Annotated in this window: 25 protein-coding genes (1 of these 25 only partly in view); all 25 read right to left on the bottom strand. The window is 47.1% G+C overall.

The window, feature by feature from the left end; genetic code table 11:
• Nucleotides 1-174: 174 nt before the first annotated feature.
• Nucleotides 175-687 (bottom strand): hypothetical protein, encoded by a 513-nt coding sequence (locus HP435_RS01140; protein ID WP_217365836.1) that lies wholly within the window; start codon nt 685-687, stop codon nt 175-177.
• Between the two features lie 177 nt (nt 688-864).
• A complete protein-coding gene (locus HP435_RS01135) occupies nt 865-1,281 on the bottom strand; it encodes a hypothetical protein (protein ID WP_122966744.1) in 417 nt (138 codons plus the stop codon).
• Nucleotides 1,281-1,433 carry a hypothetical protein gene (locus HP435_RS01130; protein WP_167470395.1) on the bottom strand — a complete coding sequence of 51 codons (153 nt, stop codon included), beginning with the start codon at nt 1,431-1,433 and terminating at the stop codon, nt 1,281-1,283. The genes HP435_RS01135 and HP435_RS01130 overlap by 1 nt, the downstream gene beginning before the upstream one ends.
• A gap of 4 nt (nt 1,434-1,437) precedes the next feature.
• Nucleotides 1,438-1,761, bottom strand: a complete 324-nt coding sequence (locus HP435_RS01125) for a hypothetical protein (protein WP_229049925.1) — start codon at nt 1,759-1,761, stop codon at nt 1,438-1,440.
• A gap of 251 nt (nt 1,762-2,012) precedes the next feature.
• On the bottom strand, nt 2,013-2,213 hold the full coding sequence (locus tag HP435_RS01120; protein ID WP_005831465.1) for a hypothetical protein: 201 nt from the start codon (nt 2,211-2,213) through the stop codon (nt 2,013-2,015).
• Nucleotides 2,214-2,250: 37 nt separating this feature from the next.
• Nucleotides 2,251-2,397 (bottom strand): hypothetical protein, encoded by a 147-nt coding sequence (locus HP435_RS01115; protein WP_167470396.1) that lies wholly within the window; start codon nt 2,395-2,397, stop codon nt 2,251-2,253.
• Nucleotides 2,398-2,412: 15 nt separating this feature from the next.
• A complete protein-coding gene (locus HP435_RS01110) occupies nt 2,413-3,252 on the bottom strand; it encodes a hypothetical protein (protein WP_122966746.1) in 840 nt (279 codons plus the stop codon).
• Entirely contained in the window at nt 3,252-4,151 is a 900-nt protein-coding gene (locus HP435_RS01105; RefSeq protein ID WP_122966747.1) for a hypothetical protein, read from the bottom strand. The genes HP435_RS01110 and HP435_RS01105 overlap by 1 nt, the downstream gene beginning before the upstream one ends.
• Nucleotides 4,148-5,497, bottom strand: a complete 1,350-nt coding sequence (locus HP435_RS01100) for an ATPase, T2SS/T4P/T4SS family (RefSeq protein ID WP_173599983.1) — start codon at nt 5,495-5,497, stop codon at nt 4,148-4,150. The genes HP435_RS01105 and HP435_RS01100 overlap by 4 nt, the downstream gene beginning before the upstream one ends.
• Entirely contained in the window at nt 5,497-6,615 is a 1,119-nt protein-coding gene (locus tag HP435_RS01095) for a CpaE/TadZ family protein (RefSeq protein WP_173599982.1), read from the bottom strand. The genes HP435_RS01100 and HP435_RS01095 overlap by 1 nt, the downstream gene beginning before the upstream one ends.
• A complete protein-coding gene (locus HP435_RS01090; protein WP_173599981.1) occupies nt 6,612-7,400 on the bottom strand; it encodes a CpaB family protein in 789 nt (262 codons plus the stop codon). The genes HP435_RS01095 and HP435_RS01090 overlap by 4 nt, the downstream gene beginning before the upstream one ends.
• The gene (locus HP435_RS01085) at nt 7,397-8,269 is read right to left on the bottom strand and encodes a CpaE/TadZ family protein (protein WP_173599980.1); all 873 of its coding nucleotides are present in this window, start codon (nt 8,267-8,269) and stop codon (nt 7,397-7,399) included. Before HP435_RS01085 ends, HP435_RS01090 begins: the two co-directional genes overlap by 4 nt.
• Before the next feature lie 2 nt (nt 8,270-8,271).
• The gene (locus HP435_RS01080) at nt 8,272-9,033 is read right to left on the bottom strand and encodes a hypothetical protein (protein ID WP_217365835.1); all 762 of its coding nucleotides are present in this window, start codon (nt 9,031-9,033) and stop codon (nt 8,272-8,274) included.
• Nucleotides 9,034-9,190: 157 nt separating this feature from the next.
• A complete protein-coding gene (locus HP435_RS01075; protein WP_122966752.1) occupies nt 9,191-9,469 on the bottom strand; it encodes a hypothetical protein in 279 nt (92 codons plus the stop codon).
• A 108-nt stretch (nt 9,470-9,577) separates the two neighbouring features.
• The gene (locus tag HP435_RS01070; RefSeq protein WP_122966753.1) at nt 9,578-10,195 is read right to left on the bottom strand and encodes a DUF4046 domain-containing protein; all 618 of its coding nucleotides are present in this window, start codon (nt 10,193-10,195) and stop codon (nt 9,578-9,580) included.
• Between the two features lie 97 nt (nt 10,196-10,292).
• Nucleotides 10,293-10,802: a hypothetical protein gene (locus HP435_RS01065; protein ID WP_173599978.1), complete on the bottom strand. Its 510-nt coding sequence runs from the start codon at nt 10,800-10,802 to the stop codon at nt 10,293-10,295.
• Complete coding sequence (locus HP435_RS01060; RefSeq protein WP_122966755.1) at nt 10,799-11,218, bottom strand: TadE/TadG family type IV pilus assembly protein; 420 nt, start codon at nt 11,216-11,218, stop codon at nt 10,799-10,801. Before HP435_RS01060 ends, HP435_RS01065 begins: the two co-directional genes overlap by 4 nt.
• On the bottom strand, nt 11,218-11,712 hold the full coding sequence (locus HP435_RS01055; protein ID WP_122966756.1) for an A24 family peptidase: 495 nt from the start codon (nt 11,710-11,712) through the stop codon (nt 11,218-11,220). The genes HP435_RS01060 and HP435_RS01055 overlap by 1 nt, the downstream gene beginning before the upstream one ends.
• Entirely contained in the window at nt 11,709-11,885 is a 177-nt protein-coding gene (locus tag HP435_RS01050; protein ID WP_063227516.1) for a Flp family type IVb pilin, read from the bottom strand. The genes HP435_RS01055 and HP435_RS01050 overlap by 4 nt, the downstream gene beginning before the upstream one ends.
• Before the next feature lie 67 nt (nt 11,886-11,952).
• Nucleotides 11,953-12,594, bottom strand: a complete 642-nt coding sequence (locus HP435_RS01045; protein ID WP_229049790.1) for a type II secretion system F family protein — start codon at nt 12,592-12,594, stop codon at nt 11,953-11,955.
• 273 nt (nt 12,595-12,867) lie between these two features.
• Nucleotides 12,868-13,767: a type II secretion system F family protein gene (locus HP435_RS01040; protein ID WP_122966758.1), complete on the bottom strand. Its 900-nt coding sequence runs from the start codon at nt 13,765-13,767 to the stop codon at nt 12,868-12,870.
• A gap of 12 nt (nt 13,768-13,779) precedes the next feature.
• On the bottom strand, nt 13,780-15,273 hold the full coding sequence (locus tag HP435_RS01035) for a TadA family conjugal transfer-associated ATPase (RefSeq protein ID WP_122966759.1): 1,494 nt from the start codon (nt 15,271-15,273) through the stop codon (nt 13,780-13,782).
• A gap of 9 nt (nt 15,274-15,282) precedes the next feature.
• The gene (locus HP435_RS01030) at nt 15,283-16,698 is read right to left on the bottom strand and encodes a CpaE/TadZ family protein (RefSeq protein WP_173599977.1); all 1,416 of its coding nucleotides are present in this window, start codon (nt 16,696-16,698) and stop codon (nt 15,283-15,285) included.
• A complete protein-coding gene (locus HP435_RS01025; RefSeq protein WP_173599976.1) occupies nt 16,695-17,423 on the bottom strand; it encodes a Flp pilus assembly protein CpaB in 729 nt (242 codons plus the stop codon). The genes HP435_RS01030 and HP435_RS01025 overlap by 4 nt, the downstream gene beginning before the upstream one ends.
• Before the next feature lie 131 nt (nt 17,424-17,554).
• The gene (locus tag HP435_RS01020; RefSeq protein WP_122966905.1) for an IS3 family transposase occupies nt 17,555-18,271 on the bottom strand; it runs 428 nt beyond the window's last position. Within the gene, nt 17,555-18,271 belong to an annotated coding region that runs on past the window's edge; the region does not span the whole gene.

The following is an 18,271-nucleotide window of genomic DNA, read 5'->3' as shown; positions in this document are numbered from 1 at the left end:
CTACCTCCTTACAATCGCAAGCTGGCTAAGCACTTTCTTACATAGTACCAGACAAATTCGCAATTTGTAAATAAGTCTGACTAATCTTTCGTTTGTTTGGTGGATATGTTCGTATAATGCACGCAGACTGAAAATCGGAGGTTATTTTTCAGGTTTAATAAAACTTTAATTTTGCTAAAACTTCACTTCTTCGACAGAAACGACGGGAAAAGCATGCCCTGGAAGCATTGGCAAGAATGGCTTTTCATCCACATAAGCCACCATGATATGCGACGGTCCAATCATCGTTTTCGGAGCCATTTGCAAACGATCTCCGCGTTCGGTCACGACCGTGATCAGCAGTTGCCCGCCGCTCTGCCGGACAGCCCCGGGAGTTGCACTCACTGGCACGAGGCTTTCTCCGTTGTATTGCAGCAACAGATGCAAGTCCTGCCGCCAGTTACGAAAATCAACGTAATGACGCACAAAATGAATCGGAGCGTTCGTCACGCCTTGCTCCCCTGGAACATATGTTTTTTGCTGCCGCGCATAACCGCCATTTTCCTTCATCCTGCGATCAAACCGCTGCATTGCCTCTTCTTCGACAAGATCGATTACGCCCTCTGTCTTGAGTACCGGGTCAACGGCAAACGTTGCGTGGTGATTCGCCAACTCCAAAAGCATTTTGACCTCTGTTTTTTTCTGCATGGCCAAATCCGCATCGATAACATATGTACCCACCAGCAAAAAAAGCAGGATTGCTGATATAGATAAAAGATTGATGCCCGTACAATTATCCTCCTACGTTGTTATTTTCTTTTTTCATTAACTTCTTTAGCTTCTTTTGTGTGGATGATTATCACTTGGACTACGTGCCCTAGCCCGTTACAAATCGTAGTCCATGACGTTAATCGTCCCTTGACGCGTGACCTGTAAAGTATCGGTAGGCACGGGAATCCATGACGTAAAACCAGGATATGGAATGGTCAAGACCAGCGAAAACTCGTCTGCATGGCTCCATAAGACAGGATCGGCCGAATGAGTGCGCGTGACACGAACAGACATCTCCTGTTCCGACAAGGAGAACCGCTTTTCCGCAAGCTCCCGTGATATAATCGATCGCACTTCTTCCTGAAGCGCTCCTTCATTGCTTCCTCCATGATTGCTAATGTACTTCACCGCCGCAGCACTGACTTCCATCAATTCATTTTCCGTCTGCACGACAACATGAGCCTGTAACAATCCAATCGTCACCAACAATAACAGCATGATATTGAGAATAACCGCAACAAACTGTCCCATCAGGTCGCACCAAACCTCGTCACTTGCACAAGCAGATCACCGAAAAACTGTTGGCAAGCAGACATGATATTGCCTGGCCCTGTAAAAAGCACCCCAACCGTCAAAGGCAAGACGAGAACAAGCAACACCAACATACTGATCATTTTGTTCATGCGACTACCACCCCGGGTCAAAATATTCGGAGGGACTGCTTCCTGTAAACGAAAAAGCTGTATCTCCTTCTACAAATGCATTCAACCACTTTGCCACGTTTGACGGAGTAACTTTCATAGCGAGTGTGACAGACTCTTTTCTCTCTTTGCGTGCCCGCTCTCCTTCCCCTCGCGGCCAACTGCCCGCAAACACATCGGTAGAAACGTCCCAGCCAAGTCCGGCCATTTTATTGGTATAATAGTCGGCCAACGCTTGATTGAGGTAGCCGATATCCTGCATATCGTCAAGCACATCTGCATAAATACTGCGCGCAATGGCTCTCTCCATTGCGTACAAATGATACGCTCCCACGCCGGAAATCACGAAAAGCAGCGTTATCATACATACGAGAAATACTTTAGTTTTGACCATCTCTTCCGAGGCGACCGTTTTCTTTTAATGAAAGATAAACGTCGTAGCTCGATACACCCTTTCCTGTTGTGTCTCATGTAGCTGCTCTTCTGGATGCAGATTCCAGATGAACGCGCACAGACTCCCTACCATGACAATAATGACGAGAAAGACATGATGGTGCAGCATCAGTTGGACGTATATGCCGTGCCGTTTTGCATCTTGAAGTTGATGTTTTCATTTCGCGTGTCGTAATTAAGCGAGGTAATGGAACGGTTGATGCTTTCGGCAGAATCATTGGCAGCGGGCGACAATTCGTTTCCGTAAGAGCTGACGCCAATCCCCAAAACCATCACGCATGCAAGAAAGATAAAAAACATTTTTGACATAATTGCACTCTCCTTTTCTCTTCTAGAAATGAAATGATCAAGGTATCGCTTTATCGATCCACTGGACAGCTCGATCGCGCAATCCGCCGTCTTGAACGACCGCTGAATTAATCTGCGAGAGGCTCGACACAATGATTCCCAAAGTGAATACGATGCACATGATAATGGACAGCAGCTTGGTCAAACATTTAGCCTCCCTCTAGAGCAAATACTTGCTTAAAATTTCCGTAAGCAGCTTGTACCAGGGAAACATCGCGACTAACAGCCCCATGTAAAAAGCCGGATAGACGATAACACTGTAGCCGATACCGAGCGATTTGATTTTTTTGCGATGGCGAAACATTCTGCGCTGATCAACAGCCCACTCCATTCGCTGCATCGTCACACTGACTTGTCCGGCGCTTAGTTGCTCAATAGTGCGCATGCTTGAGACGAGTATAATTCCATCGTCGACCCCTAATCGGCGTTTGAAGTTTTCCAGCGCTTCATCAGGGTCTTTATTCCACTCGGACAATGTCGGTATATACTCTTTCAACTTCCGGGTAGGTCTTGCGGCTTTCACCATGGCATTGTAGATAGGCACCTGATTCTCCAGCAACGTCACATAACGGTTGATGAATCGTGCAATATCGGTACTCAGCATATCCTCGCGATTCCCCGCCCACATTTTCAACGCCAGATATGGGAACAAGTAGCCACAACCTGAAGCAATACAAATCGATAAAAAGGGGAATGACTCTACGCGGCAGACAATGACCCATACAAGCACCATCATGCAGACAGCGCTCCCGCATACTAATTGTGCAAACAACCACTCTGCTTTTCCCCAGCCAAATGGCCTGCCCGCGCGATTCAACAGTTGCTCCCAGTCATCGTCTTCCTTGGACGCTACCGTACTCTCCCACCTTCGCCACCACTTTGCAGAGATGAATAGCGCTGGTTTTGTGCCTTGCACCAAATACTTTCCAACGAAAAACGCTGCAAGGAACATAAAAATGGAGCCTGACCCCAACCATGTGTACATGACAAGCAACTGCATTATCGGTATCGCCTCCCCCATATGAATGCTAGCAGGATCGAGAACGACCAAACTGTTACCGCAAGCGCTAAAATAGATTGTCCATCAAGCGTGTAAAAATAGAGCCTGTACGAATCTTTCAGCAAGCTTTGGTTGTATGGAATCAGGCAGATACAAATGGCAATAACGATGATCAAACTAATCCATATGGAGTAAATTTCACTGTCCCGCTCGTGCTTCTCGTCCTGTTGAACGAACATTTCATTCGTCAATCGATTGAGCGGAATTTGTATATCCTCTGTCTCTCCTTCTAATCCACTGGATATATACATAGCAAAATCAAATGCCCACGGATGACTCAGTCTTTGTGCAAAACGTTCTATCGCCAAGATGGGATCGCCCCCATCTGCGAGATTGTTATTCAGCAGGAGTAACTCCGGCAACAGTTCTTTGGGGCATTCTTCGATCATCTCCCGGAATGTCAGAACAATATTTTTACGGCTGTTGTAATAGCGGGCAAAAAGCTCGACAAATCGGCAAAAGGATTTTATTTTCTTATTGATTCGCACTGTATAGCGAGCGTACAGCAACAGCGTAGGCATCAACAGAAACAAGAGAAACAAAGATAAAGAGACAATCAGATTGCCCAACAAAATACCCGACATAAAGCCTGCAACACTGCCAATCAAGGAAAGTACAAGATGAGCCTCTGGCGTTCCCCCACCGATTTGACACCAGCGGTCATACCGCTCATACAACAACCGCCTGGTTGCGTGTTGCATAAATTTTTCTCTCCAGACTGCAACCGTACGCGGGAATAAAACCCGGGGAGTAGTCCAAGTGTGATAAAAATAGTTGCCCATAAACATAAATCCAACAAACAGGCAGACGACCATCGGCACAAGCAGCAAATATGTCATAGCATCCTGCCCATATCTGTCAGACGTAGTTCCTTCAATACTCCCAAATCCGCTTTTCCTACGCAGCACATGTACTCGACCAAATGAGGGTTCAGTTGTCTTCCTGTCCATTCGTAGACACCCGTATGTACATTGCGGCTGACCAAAGGGATTGATTCTACACGATTGAAAGTGTCGTTCCAATCAGTGGCGTGAATAGCATCAATGAAGCGATGGCCGTTATTTCGGTAGGTCAGTGAATTTACAAAATTAACGGCTCTGCTAATCCGCTCTTGCGTCAACTCGATACTGCGACCACCGTATTGATACACCAGGTCAGTCAAGTCATGCAAAGCTTTATGAGGAAAACGTTCATGCATCGCTGCAATCGTCGCATCTGTGCCCCTAATTCCCGCATTAACAAAGTGGTAGGCTTCTATCGGCTCTCGTATTTCTCCAATTAAAATCGTGTTGGCTGTGGACCGATACATGTCTTTAAAGCAGCTACCCAAATCAATGCCGATCTCCTCGACGTTTTGCAGTTCAATTACTTCTCCTGGCCATATATCAGCGAACCGCATCTCATGCTCACTTTCGAAAATAGTGATGTACTCTGTAGACGGATCTTTCAGCTTCAACATGCACATCATCAAGGTCGTTTTTCCAGCAGCCATCGGACCAATAACGAGAACGTTTGCCCTCCCCCGTACTTGCTGTTCGAGCAGCCATTGCACAGGTTCATCAAAGGTGGGTTGAGACTGCAAGCGTAGCTGCTCAAGTGAGAAGGAAGGAGTTGTAAAGCGTCTTACAAGAATGGTAGGCACTCTGGAGTAAGGAAAAGTAAACATGGTCAGGCGTGCTTGCAAAGCTTGGAGATACCCGCTTAAACGAGGTTTTTTCTCGTTAAATGACAGCCCCGCGGCATTCGTCAATTTTTGTTGGAGCATCTCAACTTCTTTCCAGGTAGGCGTGTAGGAAAGAAATTTTTTGATCCCCTGCTCCAGATATGCGACTTTTCGATTGGCAGATATTCGCACCTCTTCGACCCACGGAGACAGATGCAGAACGGCATCCAAGATTCCCCAGCCGTAAGTTGCAAACACAAGACCTTCGTATCCATTGACATGCGGCAAAATTTCTTCAACAATCGGCCGTTTGACTACTTCTTCAAAATAATGCTGCAATCGTAAAATAATATGGTTATGGCTATCACGATCTCCTTGTTCGGCCAGAGAAAGAATATGTTGCATTTCCAGCTTCTCTTCACGAGTTTTGCCAAAATGATTCAAGTAGTCCCTAGCTGCTTGCTTAATATCCTCCATGCTGTGCAGACTCTGCGTCCCTCTGTTTAATTCGACCGCGCTCATCAGTTGTACACCGCACTTTTTTCAATGTGGTCAGCCTTTGCCAGTTCTTTGAGGCTGCTTACGTACGATTTCGGAGGAAACAGCTCTTCAATGAGCACGCTGCGGCTCCGCTGGGATTGCATCAGCCTGCTTGAAGATATGTGAGGAACTACGCCGTAGACCGGGATATCCTCCCCGATTCGAAATGGCTGACCAGGCTCTTGATGACTTAACAACACCTCGCAATGCACTCCTTTTTCTCGCCATTGTTTCAGCCACTCTTTTGCGTTCTCAATACTGAAAGGGTCTGCGCGTACAAATAACAGATTCCGATCAGCCGTATAAAGCAGCCGCTGCATGGCTTCCGACTCTGGAAAGCAATAGCCCCAATCGACATAAACGTAGTCGAATTGCACACGAAACGCCGCAATCATGTTGCTTACCTCAGCACTCCTCCATCTGCTGGCGGCATGAGCGTAATACAAGTTGGGCAAATGAACGCCTTGCTTGCAAGCCGTGCGCCAGTTGCGCCTTTTCGCTGTCTGCAGATCCATCAAGTCTGGTCGAAACAAAGACAACTGATGCTGTTGAAGCTTGAAAAAGCGGGTTAAGTCCGGCTTCTCGGTATTCATATCCAGAACAGCAATGCTTTTCGTCGGGTTTTGTCTGGCTAGCAAAATCGGATAATTGATGCAAAACGTAGTGATCCCAGAAGCCCCAAAACTCATCAAAGCGAATACTTGCCCTGATCTTGCCTGATCCTCATTTTTCTGCCTTTCATTCATAAAACCTAAAATCATGCTGATATTATCCCGAATCTCTTCCTGTGAAAGCTGAGCAGAAAGGAGATACACCCTTTCAAGTCCAAGCTCCTCCGAGACTTTGGCAATGATTGCTTCATCCCGGTACAATGGAACGATGATTAGCGGGGAAGCGGCAGGAAGCATGGTTCTCACGGATAGAAGCCATTCCCAGGCCGGACTCGTAAACATTTCGGAAAAAACCACTGTTGCATCTGGCTGATAAAGACGAGCGAGGCGAGGAAATTCCTCTGCTGATTCAGCCACCAATAACTCACTTGATGTTGGCATGTACGTTTTGGCTAACGACTTCATTGGATAACAAACCAATATTTTCATGATGCTTGCTCCTTTGAAACCATAATATGTCCAACCTGAAGCATGCCGTATGTCATTGCTTCATTCAGAATCACGTACTCTTGATCCGTCAAATTAAATCCTAGAAAGGCAGGCAGTGATGTAGGCTGTACGCGATAGTCGTAGTATCTTTTTTCCTTAGCAGGCTGAGTCTTTTTCCCCGCTCCATGAAATACGGCGTCCATCTGATCCGGAGAGGGAAGCAAGTTTGGCTTCAAAGTATAGATTTCGGAACCATTGCTATCCCTCACGCTGGCTAATTGGCTTTCGAAAAGGAGGTCTGCAGTATCATTGGTCTTTTTGAATTGGGCCGGTTCAGGGTAATCCTGTAATTCGGCGAAATTCTTGTATTTGACCCAGATTTTCACACGGTCCCCCTTACGCAGTTCTGTAAGAGGTTGGATAGAAAGCAACGGAAACTCATAACGGGCTTCGCCTTTCCCGGGCAAAAGCTGTGAATCAGTCAATTTGTTCGTTAGCAATTGTTCACCTTGATAAATGGTTTGCGTGCTCTTTTTCCCAATCACATCACTCAACGCACGCGCAGATTCAGGTAAAATTTCATCGACTTCTTCTTGTACGAGCACCACATCATTCTCCGTAATCGGCTCAAAAGGGGAAATTTCTTTTCCCGCAGCTACTTTAACAACTGGCGCAAACAGTTTTTCTGTCGCCAGCGCGTCAATATACTGTGTCGCTGCATAAAATGACGAGCCTGCCAGGAGTAATGAAATCAGGCATATCACAATCATGGTTTGCTTTTTCATAGCATCCTTCCTTTATGAACATGCATCAGGGATTGAAACTCACTTTCCTCCTCCGGGAAAAGCTCTAGTAAAAAATTGGCTTTTACATGTGCCGCAGCGGCCTTTTCCTGATCAATGAGCGGAACTTGATAGTCTACTTGCGAAGAACTTGTACCCCAGAGGGACAGAGTACCCTCTACTTTTTTCAATACAGTGGTCCGGGCGAGTTGCGCGTTCCATTTGTTGGCGATGATTTTCACTTTGTTTTTTCCAGATAGCCACCAGCCGGGAGCTGATTCGATCAGAAATAACCGAGTGAGACGAGCAATATCTGCGTCTAAAACAACCCAAATTTCATCGGCCAGCTCAAAAATCTGTTTTGCCTCGTTTTTATTCCAATTAGAAGATACATCTATGAAAACAATCGAGCTTTCTTTGTTCAGTCGGAGTATCCAACTGGCTATATCGATTTGAGAAGATTCTGGATGAACATGAGAAGGAGTTTCGATCTGGATGCGAAGTTGATTATTTTGCATAAGGATCAATGATGTCGGAGATAAATTCTTGAATGATCGAACCCTGCGTTCGTAATCAAGAGCGAAGTAAAAGTAAGAAGTATGGTTGGGCAGTTCGCAGAGTGTAACGGGTATTCCTTTTGCGGCCCAGGCGTAAGCGACGTTGCCAGCGATAAAACTGGCGCCTGCCTGCGGATATAAACTTGTTACCGCAATACATTTCCGAGTGACCGTCTCTAATGGTTCTGGTACATCGGGTAAACTCAGTTTTTCTTTGAGCAGCCTCCATTGCCGTTCTTCCTCAGTCGTATTCGTAAAATCCTGCTGTTCCAAATCACGGAACCTGGAGACGAAACGGCTCACTTGGTGAAACATGACTATCCCACCTGGGAATCGTTTGATTTATTTTTTCCCCTGATGTATTTCTCGAATTTCTCTACCATTTCCCTGACAGTGAGTGACTTGCGATGGTAGTAGTAAATTTTTCGCAAACGCTCACGTTCTTGCTGAGTCATTTCCGGCTTAACTTTGGCAGCCAGCTCGATAAGCAGTGCCAATTCTACGTTATTGGGCCTGCCTCTGCGTGGAGGATTGGCAAACAACTCCTGCTGTTTTTTGTCAAAGGCATTCGGGTATTCTAGCAGCCACATATCTACCAATGTCTCGATGTCTTCTTGAGTTCGAACCCCAAGCTTCATCAAGTATTTAAAGTAGTGAGACAATGAACGCTCCTTCAGCAACCCGCTCCTCCATCTGACGACAAATCCGTTTGGCATGGTCAAAAGCTTGGTTACGTCCCGAATGAGTGCTGTCCGATTTTGTGATTGATACTGAACCACCGCTTCTTTTACCAAGGTGAACAAAATGTCGTGATAGTTAGCGTTGCTATAACCGCTACCGTATTCGACGATATACCATTCCTCTACCGCCTTATCAAAGTCTCTGCGGCAGTTGGTCAATTGCAGTTGATTCAAATGCTCATAAAACTCTTCGAGATCGTAGTGAACCGTAAACTCTTCCTGATAATCCCCAAAGACATACTTAATAAAAGCTTCCTTCAGTTCTTCCAATGACACCAAACTCAGTCCGTTTGTCTCCTGATAGCAGCGGTTGACCAATTCGATTGCACTCTTTGCCATCACGTTAAATTACCCCCTATTTTTTTACAAATTATTATAATAATAGACATTTTGTAATATCTCTCGTCACTCGTCAAATCTTTTTTGTCACATTTTGTAACAGTATTGTGAATATTTGGATCGCCCTGCGCGCAACCGTGCAAGGCGATATCCCGCACTATTCTGCGTTCAGATAAAGCTCTTCACCTGTAGCGAAAAGAAGTGCGATTCTACCTCCTCGCTCCATGACGGCCGGAGCATTCTCCATCACAATCAGTCCGTCATTGAGTACAACTCTGTCCCCAAATCGATGTACCGTCTCGATTCGGAAACTTCCCAGCGAGAGTCTTTCCAGTGAAAGATGCCTGCCGGGCTTGTGCTTCTGATAGCGTACCTGTCGCCCCAGAAGCTGCTCTACGGATGCAGAGCACTTGTGGTGAGCCTCTACTGTTGCCATGCGCAACGCCTCCTTCTCTCACCTGTAGAGTACGGCCGTTTCATGTGCTTATAAGCCAATGAAACTATCTCTACGGTAAAAAAAGACAGAGGGCGTTTGCAAATATTTTTACTCTTCTTCCCAATAGGAGGGATGACTTAGCTCGGGATACATCTCTGTCACCATATCAAACGGAGAAAAGTACAAGGTATCGACGAGAATTTTTAATTTGTATTGCTTCAAGAGCGAATAAGCCCGCTCTGTCTTGCTAAACAACCTGGGGAGTTCACGCAAATCTGAAAGCTGCAACAGATGCTGGCACATGTAATCGACGCATATTTTGGCCCGCTCCTCGCCTTTCACGCTTTGAAAATACGCCGGGGGAAAATGACGCCGGATACCTGACAGCACCTCCTGATAGACCCAAAGCGCACGTTGCTTTTCGGTTAGCCGCGGCAAGTAAGGATAGGCAAATTCCACGAAGTAATACACATCCTCCGCTTTGGCTTCGATCGGCGGCTCAATATACTCTCGTATCAAATGCAGCTTCAATTGTTTGATATCTTCCAGGCTCAACTCACGTCTAGCTTGTTCTGGCGTCCATTTCTTCACATTTTCTATGGCGTAACGGACGATTAACTGGACCTTCTGCTTGCGGTACTGCGCATCTTCAAATTCATACGGGGAAAAACGTTTCTGCTCTCCGTTAAGAATGCGTTTGTACCGATCGACGATTTTTGACGGCACTGTCCCCTCACTCCAATCCCCATTTTTGGAATATACTCCTAAATTACCACGGGTTATTGGGACAAAAATAACAGGGATGTCGCCACAAAACGCGCCTTTAGTCATACACTCCCGACTGCGACACTCGTTCTATTTTTACATCGAGTTGCTCCCAAAACGCAGGAATCCTCTGGTCTACCTCCATTTTCAGATGGTAAATGCCTTGGCGGTACATGTGGGAGCGCTCTCCCTTTTGATGAACGACTGAAATCTCTTCTGCTCTGCTTGCCAATGCTGATTGGTTCATTCTCCATAAAATAGCTGCCTCTTCACGCGCGCCCCTTATTACCCTGGCATTTTCCTGTTCGGCTTCCTCTGTAGTTGCATATAATCTTTTTTCTGGTGCGCCGTCAGAATTGGCGTACTCCCACCTCCCTGCTACTCGTGCTCCTTTTGTTATCAGATCAGCAGTATGTTGAACTTTCATTTCCAAATAGTCAGCCTGCTCCGAGAGCAACAGCAGAGCCAACAAACCGCCAAAGCAAAAAAGAAAAAAGAGCATCGTGATCATTGTCGCTCCGTTCTCTTCTCTTGTGATTGTCACAATGCGCCGCCACAAGCCGTTCATTTTTTGTCCTCCGCGTTTTCTATCATCATGTGATAGCTTTCGGACAACTCATACAAAGCTCCAGTAGCAAGCAGACGAAAAGTAATTTTCGCCTCTGATTTGAAATGGTTCCCTTTTTTCCAGCCGCCTTCATCCAGTTCAAGCACAACCTCTTTGTCCGCAACCTCCATCCCTTGATCAAGCTCGGCTGTTCCCCGTTCTCTGGCGTGGTATTTGGCCAAGCCGAAATTCGGTTGCACGGCTGCGATTCTTCCTGCTTCGTACGCGGCTGCCAAAGCCTTTTGCCGATTGTACAAAATCGTGAATTGATCGAAAGAAAAAACGATCAATAACCAAACCAAAGGGAAGATCAAGACAAACTCAATCAACTGACTGCCTTGTTCGTCGCGCAACCATTGTTTGCACTTGTTTCTCATCAGCTTTCTCCCAGCATACGCATGGCTTGGCGGAGCAAAAATGCGCACAACAAAAACACTGCATACGGGAACGAAAATCCTGAACTCCCCACTTCAGGAAGCCAGAGCTGCCGATGCGCCTTCCATCCCGCTGCCATCACATGGAGGTTCCTTGCAAGACGGGACCAACTGCGCGGGAAAAATAAAACACTCAACAGACATATACCCATCGATTGCAGAAAAAGCGTGTACACATCCATCCAGCTTGTCCATGCACCCAAAGCCATCAACAGCTTTTGATCGCCCATCCCCATGCCCTTTGCAGCAACAGGGAAAACCGTCAACACGAATGCTCCCAGTACGCCCATCGTTGCTGTCCATAGCGAGCCGATGTGCCACTGGTAGCATAGCCCCAGCAAAACTGCCGATAACGTGACTGCATTAGGAATCCGTCGATACTTCCAGTCATACCAAGCCGACGTAACCAGCAAACCTGTTAAAATCACATGGATCATTTGCTGATCTTTTCTTGCAGTTCCTTCAGTTTGGCGTCCTCCGCTTCCCCCAATGAAGCCAGCGTCGGGATGATCAAGATGAGAATTACCGCCACGATGATGACCATTTCCACAATCGTTACACCGTCTTCCTCGCGCCAAAAGCGCCGCAAATAGTCAGAGACAAATGACATCTCTTTCCCTCCTTTTTCAGATCGTATTTTCACTTTGCCAAAAGACAGTGCAGGGGTGCAAAAATATTTACAAACGCTCTCCGATGCCCATAAGCGCCGGGCCGATTACCAGAAATAGCAAAGGAACGCCCATGAACACAATCACAAGCGGGAGAAGGCGAACATTCAAGCGATTCATGCGAGCGGCAGCCTCATCTTCCTGCTGCCTTACCTGTTCTTCAATTTGCACAGACAACATGTGCGAGATGCTGACTCCTTTGCTTATTGCTTCGTTCATCTCCAAAGCGATCGTACTCAAGGAATCGACCTCCCAGCGAAACGCCAGCTCTTCCAACGCCTTTCTCCACGATCCGTGCCGCTTTTCTGCGACCTCAAGCCAGGAAAGCTCCTTGCCAAGCCTGGCATTGAAACGACGTGCTGTCTGTTTTACCGCGATTTGCAATGGCATGCCTGCCTCAACCAACGATTGGACAATGCCAAAAAAGATCGGCACTTGCTCGCGTATTTCGGCTTTGGCCCGTTTGTCTGCCCAATCAAGAGCCAATGTAGGCAGCAAATAAAGCCCTAAGCTAAGGATCAATGGATACCCCGTTTTTACTCCGAGCATCTCTCCTCCTGCCAGCTTCAATAGCAGGCTGAAAAGCGAAGAGGCGACCAGGCATACGCCGATCAGCCTCATGATTACCAACTCCGCCAAACTCATTTGCATGTGGAGCCTCAATAAGATTTCTTCCGTTTTTACAGGCTGTATGCCTGTCCAGCTGCATAATCGATGCAAAAGTGGGACGTTTCGCTCTAGCATGCGTACCAAAGCCCAGCGAGCTTGTCGCCGTTCAAAAGCTTGATCAAGCTCCGCCTGTTGCTCAATTTCAATTCGACTGAACAAGGTGGAAAAAAAGGAGTCTCCCTTGCTTACGCAAGCAGGGAGTCCGTAGAGGAACACTGCCAATCCAAGCAATAGCCCAATCAGAAGCACACTTCTTCATCCCCCTCTGTGTATGCTTTTGTGCGCGATGTGGCGAATGGCTTCTCCCCCCAACAAAATACTCGCCAGGCACACCCACATGAGCAAACGGCCGCCAAGTGTCGCTGTCAGCGAATCAAAATGATGCGGATTGTTTGCAAAAAGTGCCACGATAAAGACAAAGGGCATTACACTCAAAAGGTTCACTTGCGCTACAATTTGCGCCATGGCTGCTTTTTGCCGACGAAATGACTGTCTGCGGCGCAAGATGGCCGAAGCCGCCAAATCAAGTGTCTTCGCCATGTCTCCACCCATTTCTCGCTGAATTTGTACGATAGTAGCCAAATAGTTGACATCAGCCGAGCCTGTTCGCTGGGAAAAGTCATTCATGACATGCTCAAGCGGCACCTGTGCGCGAAGCAGCTCCACAATTCTCTTGTACTCTGTTGTAATGCTCCCTTCCAAAAAAGGACTTGCAACCACCTGCTCGAAAGCGTGCAAATACGATGGCGACGTCCGCAAGGAGCTTGCCATCAAGCGAATGGCTTTTATATTCCCTGCTTCAAATTTGTCTCGACGCTTTGCTCCCCCAACACTAACCACTCGCTCTGTAAACAAAATACCAGCAAACAACGCAGGCGCGGCCAGCCACCATGATTGCAAGATTTGGCTGCTAAAAACAAAAGACACAGCCCCGAAGAAAAAGCACAGGGTCACATACTGGTTCACTCCCAAACCCGAGTGTGATTTCGCCAGGCGCTCCTCTAAGCGATTCCATACCGTTTTTCTGTCTTGTTGAAGTACGCCCACAATCGCATGCTTGCCCGATCTTCCCCGCGTGTAAAGCTTCGGCGGAATCATGAGCAACAATATCGCTACACCGATTCCCGTAGCGACAGGCAGGCTGATGTCTCCCAACGTCAGTCCCTCCTAGACGGATATTGGCGTTGTAAAAAATACCTGCTCGATCTCTTCGCGTGACATCCCCTTTTCCAGCCACCGCTTGATCATCCGTTCCGGCCGATAACCTGTCCATTTGAAGTGTCCTTTGACTTTTCCGTCATGTACACCCATCGGCTCGTATACAAAAATATCTTGCAAATACACTCTGTCCGGCAAAACCTGTTTTACGTTGCAAACCTTTTTGATCCACTCTTCATGGGATTGGCCTGTTCCGACAACTTCTGTTATCGCAACCACTTTGCGACTCCCATCTTCTTCAAACCGCTTTACCTGAACAATCAAGTCCAGTGCCGAGCCAATCATCAGATTGCGTTCTTGGGCACTGTACATTTCATCAGCCTTGCCAAACAAAATCGGCAATGTAGAATCAACCAAGGCACGTGGTGAATTTGCATGAGCTGTGCTCCAGCTCCCAGGGTGATCGGTGTTCATCGCCCATAGCATGTCGACAATTTCTCCGCCACGCGTCTCGCCTACCATAATGACGTCCGGCCGTTTGCGCAATGACAAGCGAACACAATCCTTGATAGAGAATCCTCCTTTTCCTTCGTAGTTAGCCGGCTTTGCCAGCAACCTTCTCACAAACGGATGCTGGAGTCTCATCTCCAAAACATCCTCGATCGTGATGATGCTTAAATGAGCAGGAACGTACTGAGAAATAAGGTTCAACATATGCGTTTTGCCTGAGCCGGTTCCGCCGCTGACAATCCCGGATGCTCTGGACAGGCCGACAGCTCTTTGCAAAAACAACAGCATCGGCTCACAAATCGATCCGTACCGCAAATAGTCGCTTTCGCTCAGCAGCTCGCGATGTTTGCGAATGGTCAGCGTGTGTCCATCGGGCGTAATCGATCGGTGCGTGGCAGCCACCCGCGAGCCGTCAGGAAGCTGTGTATGCAGCTCTGCTTTTGTTTCATTGAACTCGCGCCCCATTGTCGCAGCCATTTGCTCCAGCAAGTGCAGCATTTCTTCTTCGCTTCGAAACAGGATTGCCTCGTTTTTTTCCAATCGTCCCGTACTTTTCCGCTCAACTACCAGGTAATTATGGCGATGGAACATAATCTCCGTAATATCTTGGTCCTCTAATAGTTCATCAAGTGCTCCCCACCCCGTCAAGGAATGCAGCAAACGTTTGACCTCCGTCTCCAACTGAATGGACGACAGCGGCATTTGCGACTCTAACAGCATTCTGATGTCAGCTGTCAGCTCTTCTTTGAAGGTAGACGAATGTTTGTCCTCCCATAGACGCCTGCCGTGTTTCTCCACGATTTGAGTACGAATAAATGTCTCTGCCTCGCTGCCAATCCAACGCTCTTGTGAACGTTCTAGGGAAGCTGGACTTTCTAATTGCTTTTCAAAAAAGGCAGCGGATGAACTGGAATGATCACGCCCCATCGGCCGCGACTCTTGGCTTTTTTGTACGTGATTGGATATGCCAAGCAACTGTCGTTTATCGAACATTTCGCCCTCCTATCCCCACAGCCAGCGAAAAAGTGACGCTTTTTCATTCTTTTTCTCTTTTGCAGCAGGTGTTTTGGCTACTTCATCAACTGGAAACAATGCTTTCCCCAACGTTTCAATCGCATTCCTGGCTGCACTTCGCCCTGTTTGCAGCATGACTGGCACTCCTGTGTTAATGGACTTTTTGACTTCGCTGTCGTCAGGGATCGAAAAGATTTTTTTGCTTGGGTGAAGTTGAAAGTAAGCTCTGATTTCTTCCAACGTAAACATTTCTTTTCGCTGGAGACGATTCATGCACACTTGAATGCGCTCTTCGGGATACTCTGCTTCTCTGAGAAGTTTTAACAAGCGCTGAATATTTTCAATAGAGTCTACCACCGGATTTCCCACCATCACGACATGCTCGGCAAAAAACAGCGCCTGAATGGTAGCATCAGTCGTATCAGGAGCGGTATCAATCAAGATGACATCGTAGTTGCTGCGCTTGAGTGTCTCCAAAATGAGATACAAATGATAGTCGCGGATTTCAAAGCTGTGGCGTATATCTCTGGGGGAAGTGAGCACATCAAGGCCAGACTCCGAATGAACGACGGTATACCGTTCAATCTGTTGTGGTAATAGCGGCAATGATGAGGCAAGTTCTTGCCATTCCTCTGGTTTGACGGAATATGTGTCGAGCCCTTTGCTCTCTGCGTATGCATGAAGCTGGCGGTCAAGGTCTTGTACCCACGTATACAAGTTCGGTGTTCGTGGGAGGTTTAGTGTGGTCGCAAAAGTCCCCAGATCGAGATTGAAATCAACTGCCAACACTTTCAAAGGCTGGCCTTCCTTTTTTTGTGTGGAAAAGAAGATAGCCAATTCGCGGGAAATAAACGTTTTTCCCACTCCACCTTTTGGGCCGTACACGGTAATAAGATGCTTCGGCTTTACGCGGGGGTTTTGCTCGAATCCTGCTGATCCTTTCCAATGTCGCTCGGAGTCAGGCAGATCGCGTACGTTATCGTGATGCTCTGATAAAATATTGTGTTGCAGTTGTGGCTGCCTGGAATCGGCAGTTGCTGCGATCTGGCCCTGAGCCATCATCGCTAGAGCTTCTACTTGTCCCAGTTGTATCGGTTTTGCAATCACCCAAATACCGAGATTGCGAAAAAACGGTTCCCACATCAGCTCACTTGCTGTGCACGCCGCGATAAAAGACAAATGCGGGAAAGCAAGACGAAACTGCTGACTCAATATGCCTCTTTCCGTATCTTTGATTCCGCCCAGTAGAACAAGCTCTGGCCGGGTCGCGTGAAGTTTTGCCCATGCTTCCTCTACGCTGGACGCTTCGCCGCATACTTCGATCAGATGACTGCACACAAGCTGACTGATTAAAGAGCGAGTTGCTTCGCGATCATCGTCTACAATCAGCAATCGTCTTTTCACTCACGTTCCCCCTTTTCCAACGCCCATCGTTTTTTTGTTCGCATGAGCTCAGCTGCAAATCCTGCATCTCCTATTCCTGACTGCTGATCGTCCATGATTCCAGCCAGTCCCAACCTGATCTTGCCGTAATGCAATGCGTGTGTTAATAAAATGGCTTCCTCTCTTCCAAGAGACAGGGTGACCGCTTGCAGCTTCGGTTGATCTCCCTCCATTTCACGCTGAACAGCCAAAATAAGCATATTTTGCAGGAGAATACCGGAGTGCGCCCCTGCTTCGTCTTCGAAAGAAGCATAGACATGCACTCTTTCTCCTGTCGAAATGTGTGGCGAGACACCTGCCACATTATCAACAGGAATGCTCATCCCTGTTCTTACATCTTTCGGCGAAGCCTCCTTTCCTGTCTGATCAACCAGCTCCAAATCACCCAGCAGCAAAGGACGGCCGCCCTTTACCGAGCGCGAAAAGGGTAAACCGATCAGCCGCTGGCCCTCTGTCCATGGAATCAACCCTGGTATGGGATCAGAAGTTTTTTGAAAAAGTCCGCCCAATGTCAAGGTGAGCGGCTCCACATCTTTTGCTTCCAGCAGTTGTCCACTCTCTTTTTCTACGGTTGATCGCAACTGTATAAAGGTTATTTCATGCGGTTTCAAAATCGTGTAGGCACCGATCCCCATGCATGATGCCAACAGTAACAGAGCCAATAACCGCAGTGGATGCACAGACATTTTCTCCCTCCTCTCAATCCTGCTACAAGCGTAAAGGAGGGAGCTGGGACAAAAAAAGAAACAACAAAAAAACCATGTAGGTAAGGGACTGACCCCCGTCCGTAGGACAGGGATCAAAACACCTTAGCTATTTAAGCAGCCAGTTGCCGAAATTGAATCGGTGACTGGTTGTTTAGTTTCGTTTGAATGCGAATTGAGTTATAGTAATGAATGTAGCTTTGGATAATCTGTACAACGATGGCCGTCGTCGTACAGATAAAATTATCGAGATAGAACGTTTCAGACTTTAGTGTGGAATGAAACGACTCGATGGGGGCATTATCAGCGGGCGTACCCTTACGGGACATGCTCATGGTAATGCCTTTTCCCTTAACTGCTGCTTGATACGCCTGAGACGTATACACGCTGCCCTGATCGCTATGTAGCATCATTCCAGGTTGGTCTGGCAGTTGATATAGCGTATCGAGGACAAGCGATGTGTCTTGTTTGTCAGAAATACTGTATGCCACAATCTCACCGTTGTACAAGTCCATGATGCTCGATAAATATAAAAGTTTACTTCCGTAAGGTAAATAAGTAATGTCGGTCACTAATTTCTGCATGGGGGTACTTGCTTGAAATTGTCGCAGCAGGAGATGATCTGCTACATAAGAAGGTTGTCCTGTTGTCTTTCGTTTCTTCATCCTCACTCGGCATTGTAGTTGTTCACGCTGCATGATACGTTGTATTCGTTTATGATTAATTGACATCTCAGCTCGCATCAGTGCTGTAATCTTTCTGTACCCATAACGGAACTTATGTTGAATACAGAGTTGCCGAATCTTTTCCACAACTAAATCCTCGTTTCT

The organism is Brevibacillus sp. HD3.3A, assembly GCF_013284375.2.
Taxonomy (GTDB): Bacteria; Bacillota; Bacilli; order Brevibacillales; family Brevibacillaceae; genus Brevibacillus; species Brevibacillus parabrevis.
Note: the sequence above shows the minus strand (reverse complement) of the source record. Positions and strands in the feature narration are given on the sequence as shown.

Coding starts and splice junctions, on each gene's coding strand:
- HP435_RS01130 (WP_167470395.1), bottom strand. CDS start 1,433: ATGAACAAAATGATCAGTATGTTGGTGTTGCTTGTTCTCGTCTTGCCT.
- HP435_RS01025 (WP_173599976.1), bottom strand. CDS start 17,423: ATGTCTGTGCATCCACTGCGGTTATTGGCTCTGTTACTGTTGGCATCA.
- HP435_RS01080 (WP_217365835.1), bottom strand. CDS start 9,033: ATGGCAAAGAGTGCAATCGAATTGGTCAACCGCTGCTATCAGGAGACA.
- HP435_RS01065 (WP_173599978.1), bottom strand. CDS start 10,802: ATGAACGGCTTGTGGCGGCGCATTGTGACAATCACAAGAGAAGAGAAC.
- HP435_RS01075 (WP_122966752.1), bottom strand. CDS start 9,469: ATGGCAACAGTAGAGGCTCACCACAAGTGCTCTGCATCCGTAGAGCAG.
- HP435_RS01060 (WP_122966755.1), bottom strand. CDS start 11,218: ATGAGAAACAAGTGCAAACAATGGTTGCGCGACGAACAAGGCAGTCAG.
- HP435_RS01110 (WP_122966746.1), bottom strand. CDS start 3,252: ATGCAGTTGCTTGTCATGTACACATGGTTGGGGTCAGGCTCCATTTTT.
- HP435_RS01090 (WP_173599981.1), bottom strand. CDS start 7,400: ATGAAAAAGCAAACCATGATTGTGATATGCCTGATTTCATTACTCCTG.
- HP435_RS01050 (WP_063227516.1), bottom strand. CDS start 11,885: ATGTCATTTGTCTCTGACTATTTGCGGCGCTTTTGGCGCGAGGAAGAC.
- HP435_RS01035 (WP_122966759.1), bottom strand. CDS start 15,273: ATGTTCGATAAACGACAGTTGCTTGGCATATCCAATCACGTACAAAAA.
- HP435_RS01105 (WP_122966747.1), bottom strand. CDS start 4,151: ATGACATATTTGCTGCTTGTGCCGATGGTCGTCTGCCTGTTTGTTGGA.
- HP435_RS01055 (WP_122966756.1), bottom strand. CDS start 11,712: ATGATCCATGTGATTTTAACAGGTTTGCTGGTTACGTCGGCTTGGTAT.
- HP435_RS01095 (WP_173599982.1), bottom strand. CDS start 6,615: ATGAAAATATTGGTTTGTTATCCAATGAAGTCGTTAGCCAAAACGTAC.
- HP435_RS01100 (WP_173599983.1), bottom strand. CDS start 5,497: ATGAGCGCGGTCGAATTAAACAGAGGGACGCAGAGTCTGCACAGCATG.
- HP435_RS01085 (WP_173599980.1), bottom strand. CDS start 8,269: ATGTTTCACCAAGTGAGCCGTTTCGTCTCCAGGTTCCGTGATTTGGAA.
- HP435_RS01045 (WP_229049790.1), bottom strand. CDS start 12,594: ATGCAAATGAGTTTGGCGGAGTTGGTAATCATGAGGCTGATCGGCGTA.
- HP435_RS01125 (WP_229049925.1), bottom strand. CDS start 1,761: ATGGAGAGAGCCATTGCGCGCAGTATTTATGCAGATGTGCTTGACGAT.
- HP435_RS01120 (WP_005831465.1), bottom strand. CDS start 2,213: ATGTCAAAAATGTTTTTTATCTTTCTTGCATGCGTGATGGTTTTGGGG.
- HP435_RS01140 (WP_217365836.1), bottom strand. CDS start 687: ATGCAGAAAAAAACAGAGGTCAAAATGCTTTTGGAGTTGGCGAATCAC.
- HP435_RS01135 (WP_122966744.1), bottom strand. CDS start 1,281: ATGGGACAGTTTGTTGCGGTTATTCTCAATATCATGCTGTTATTGTTG.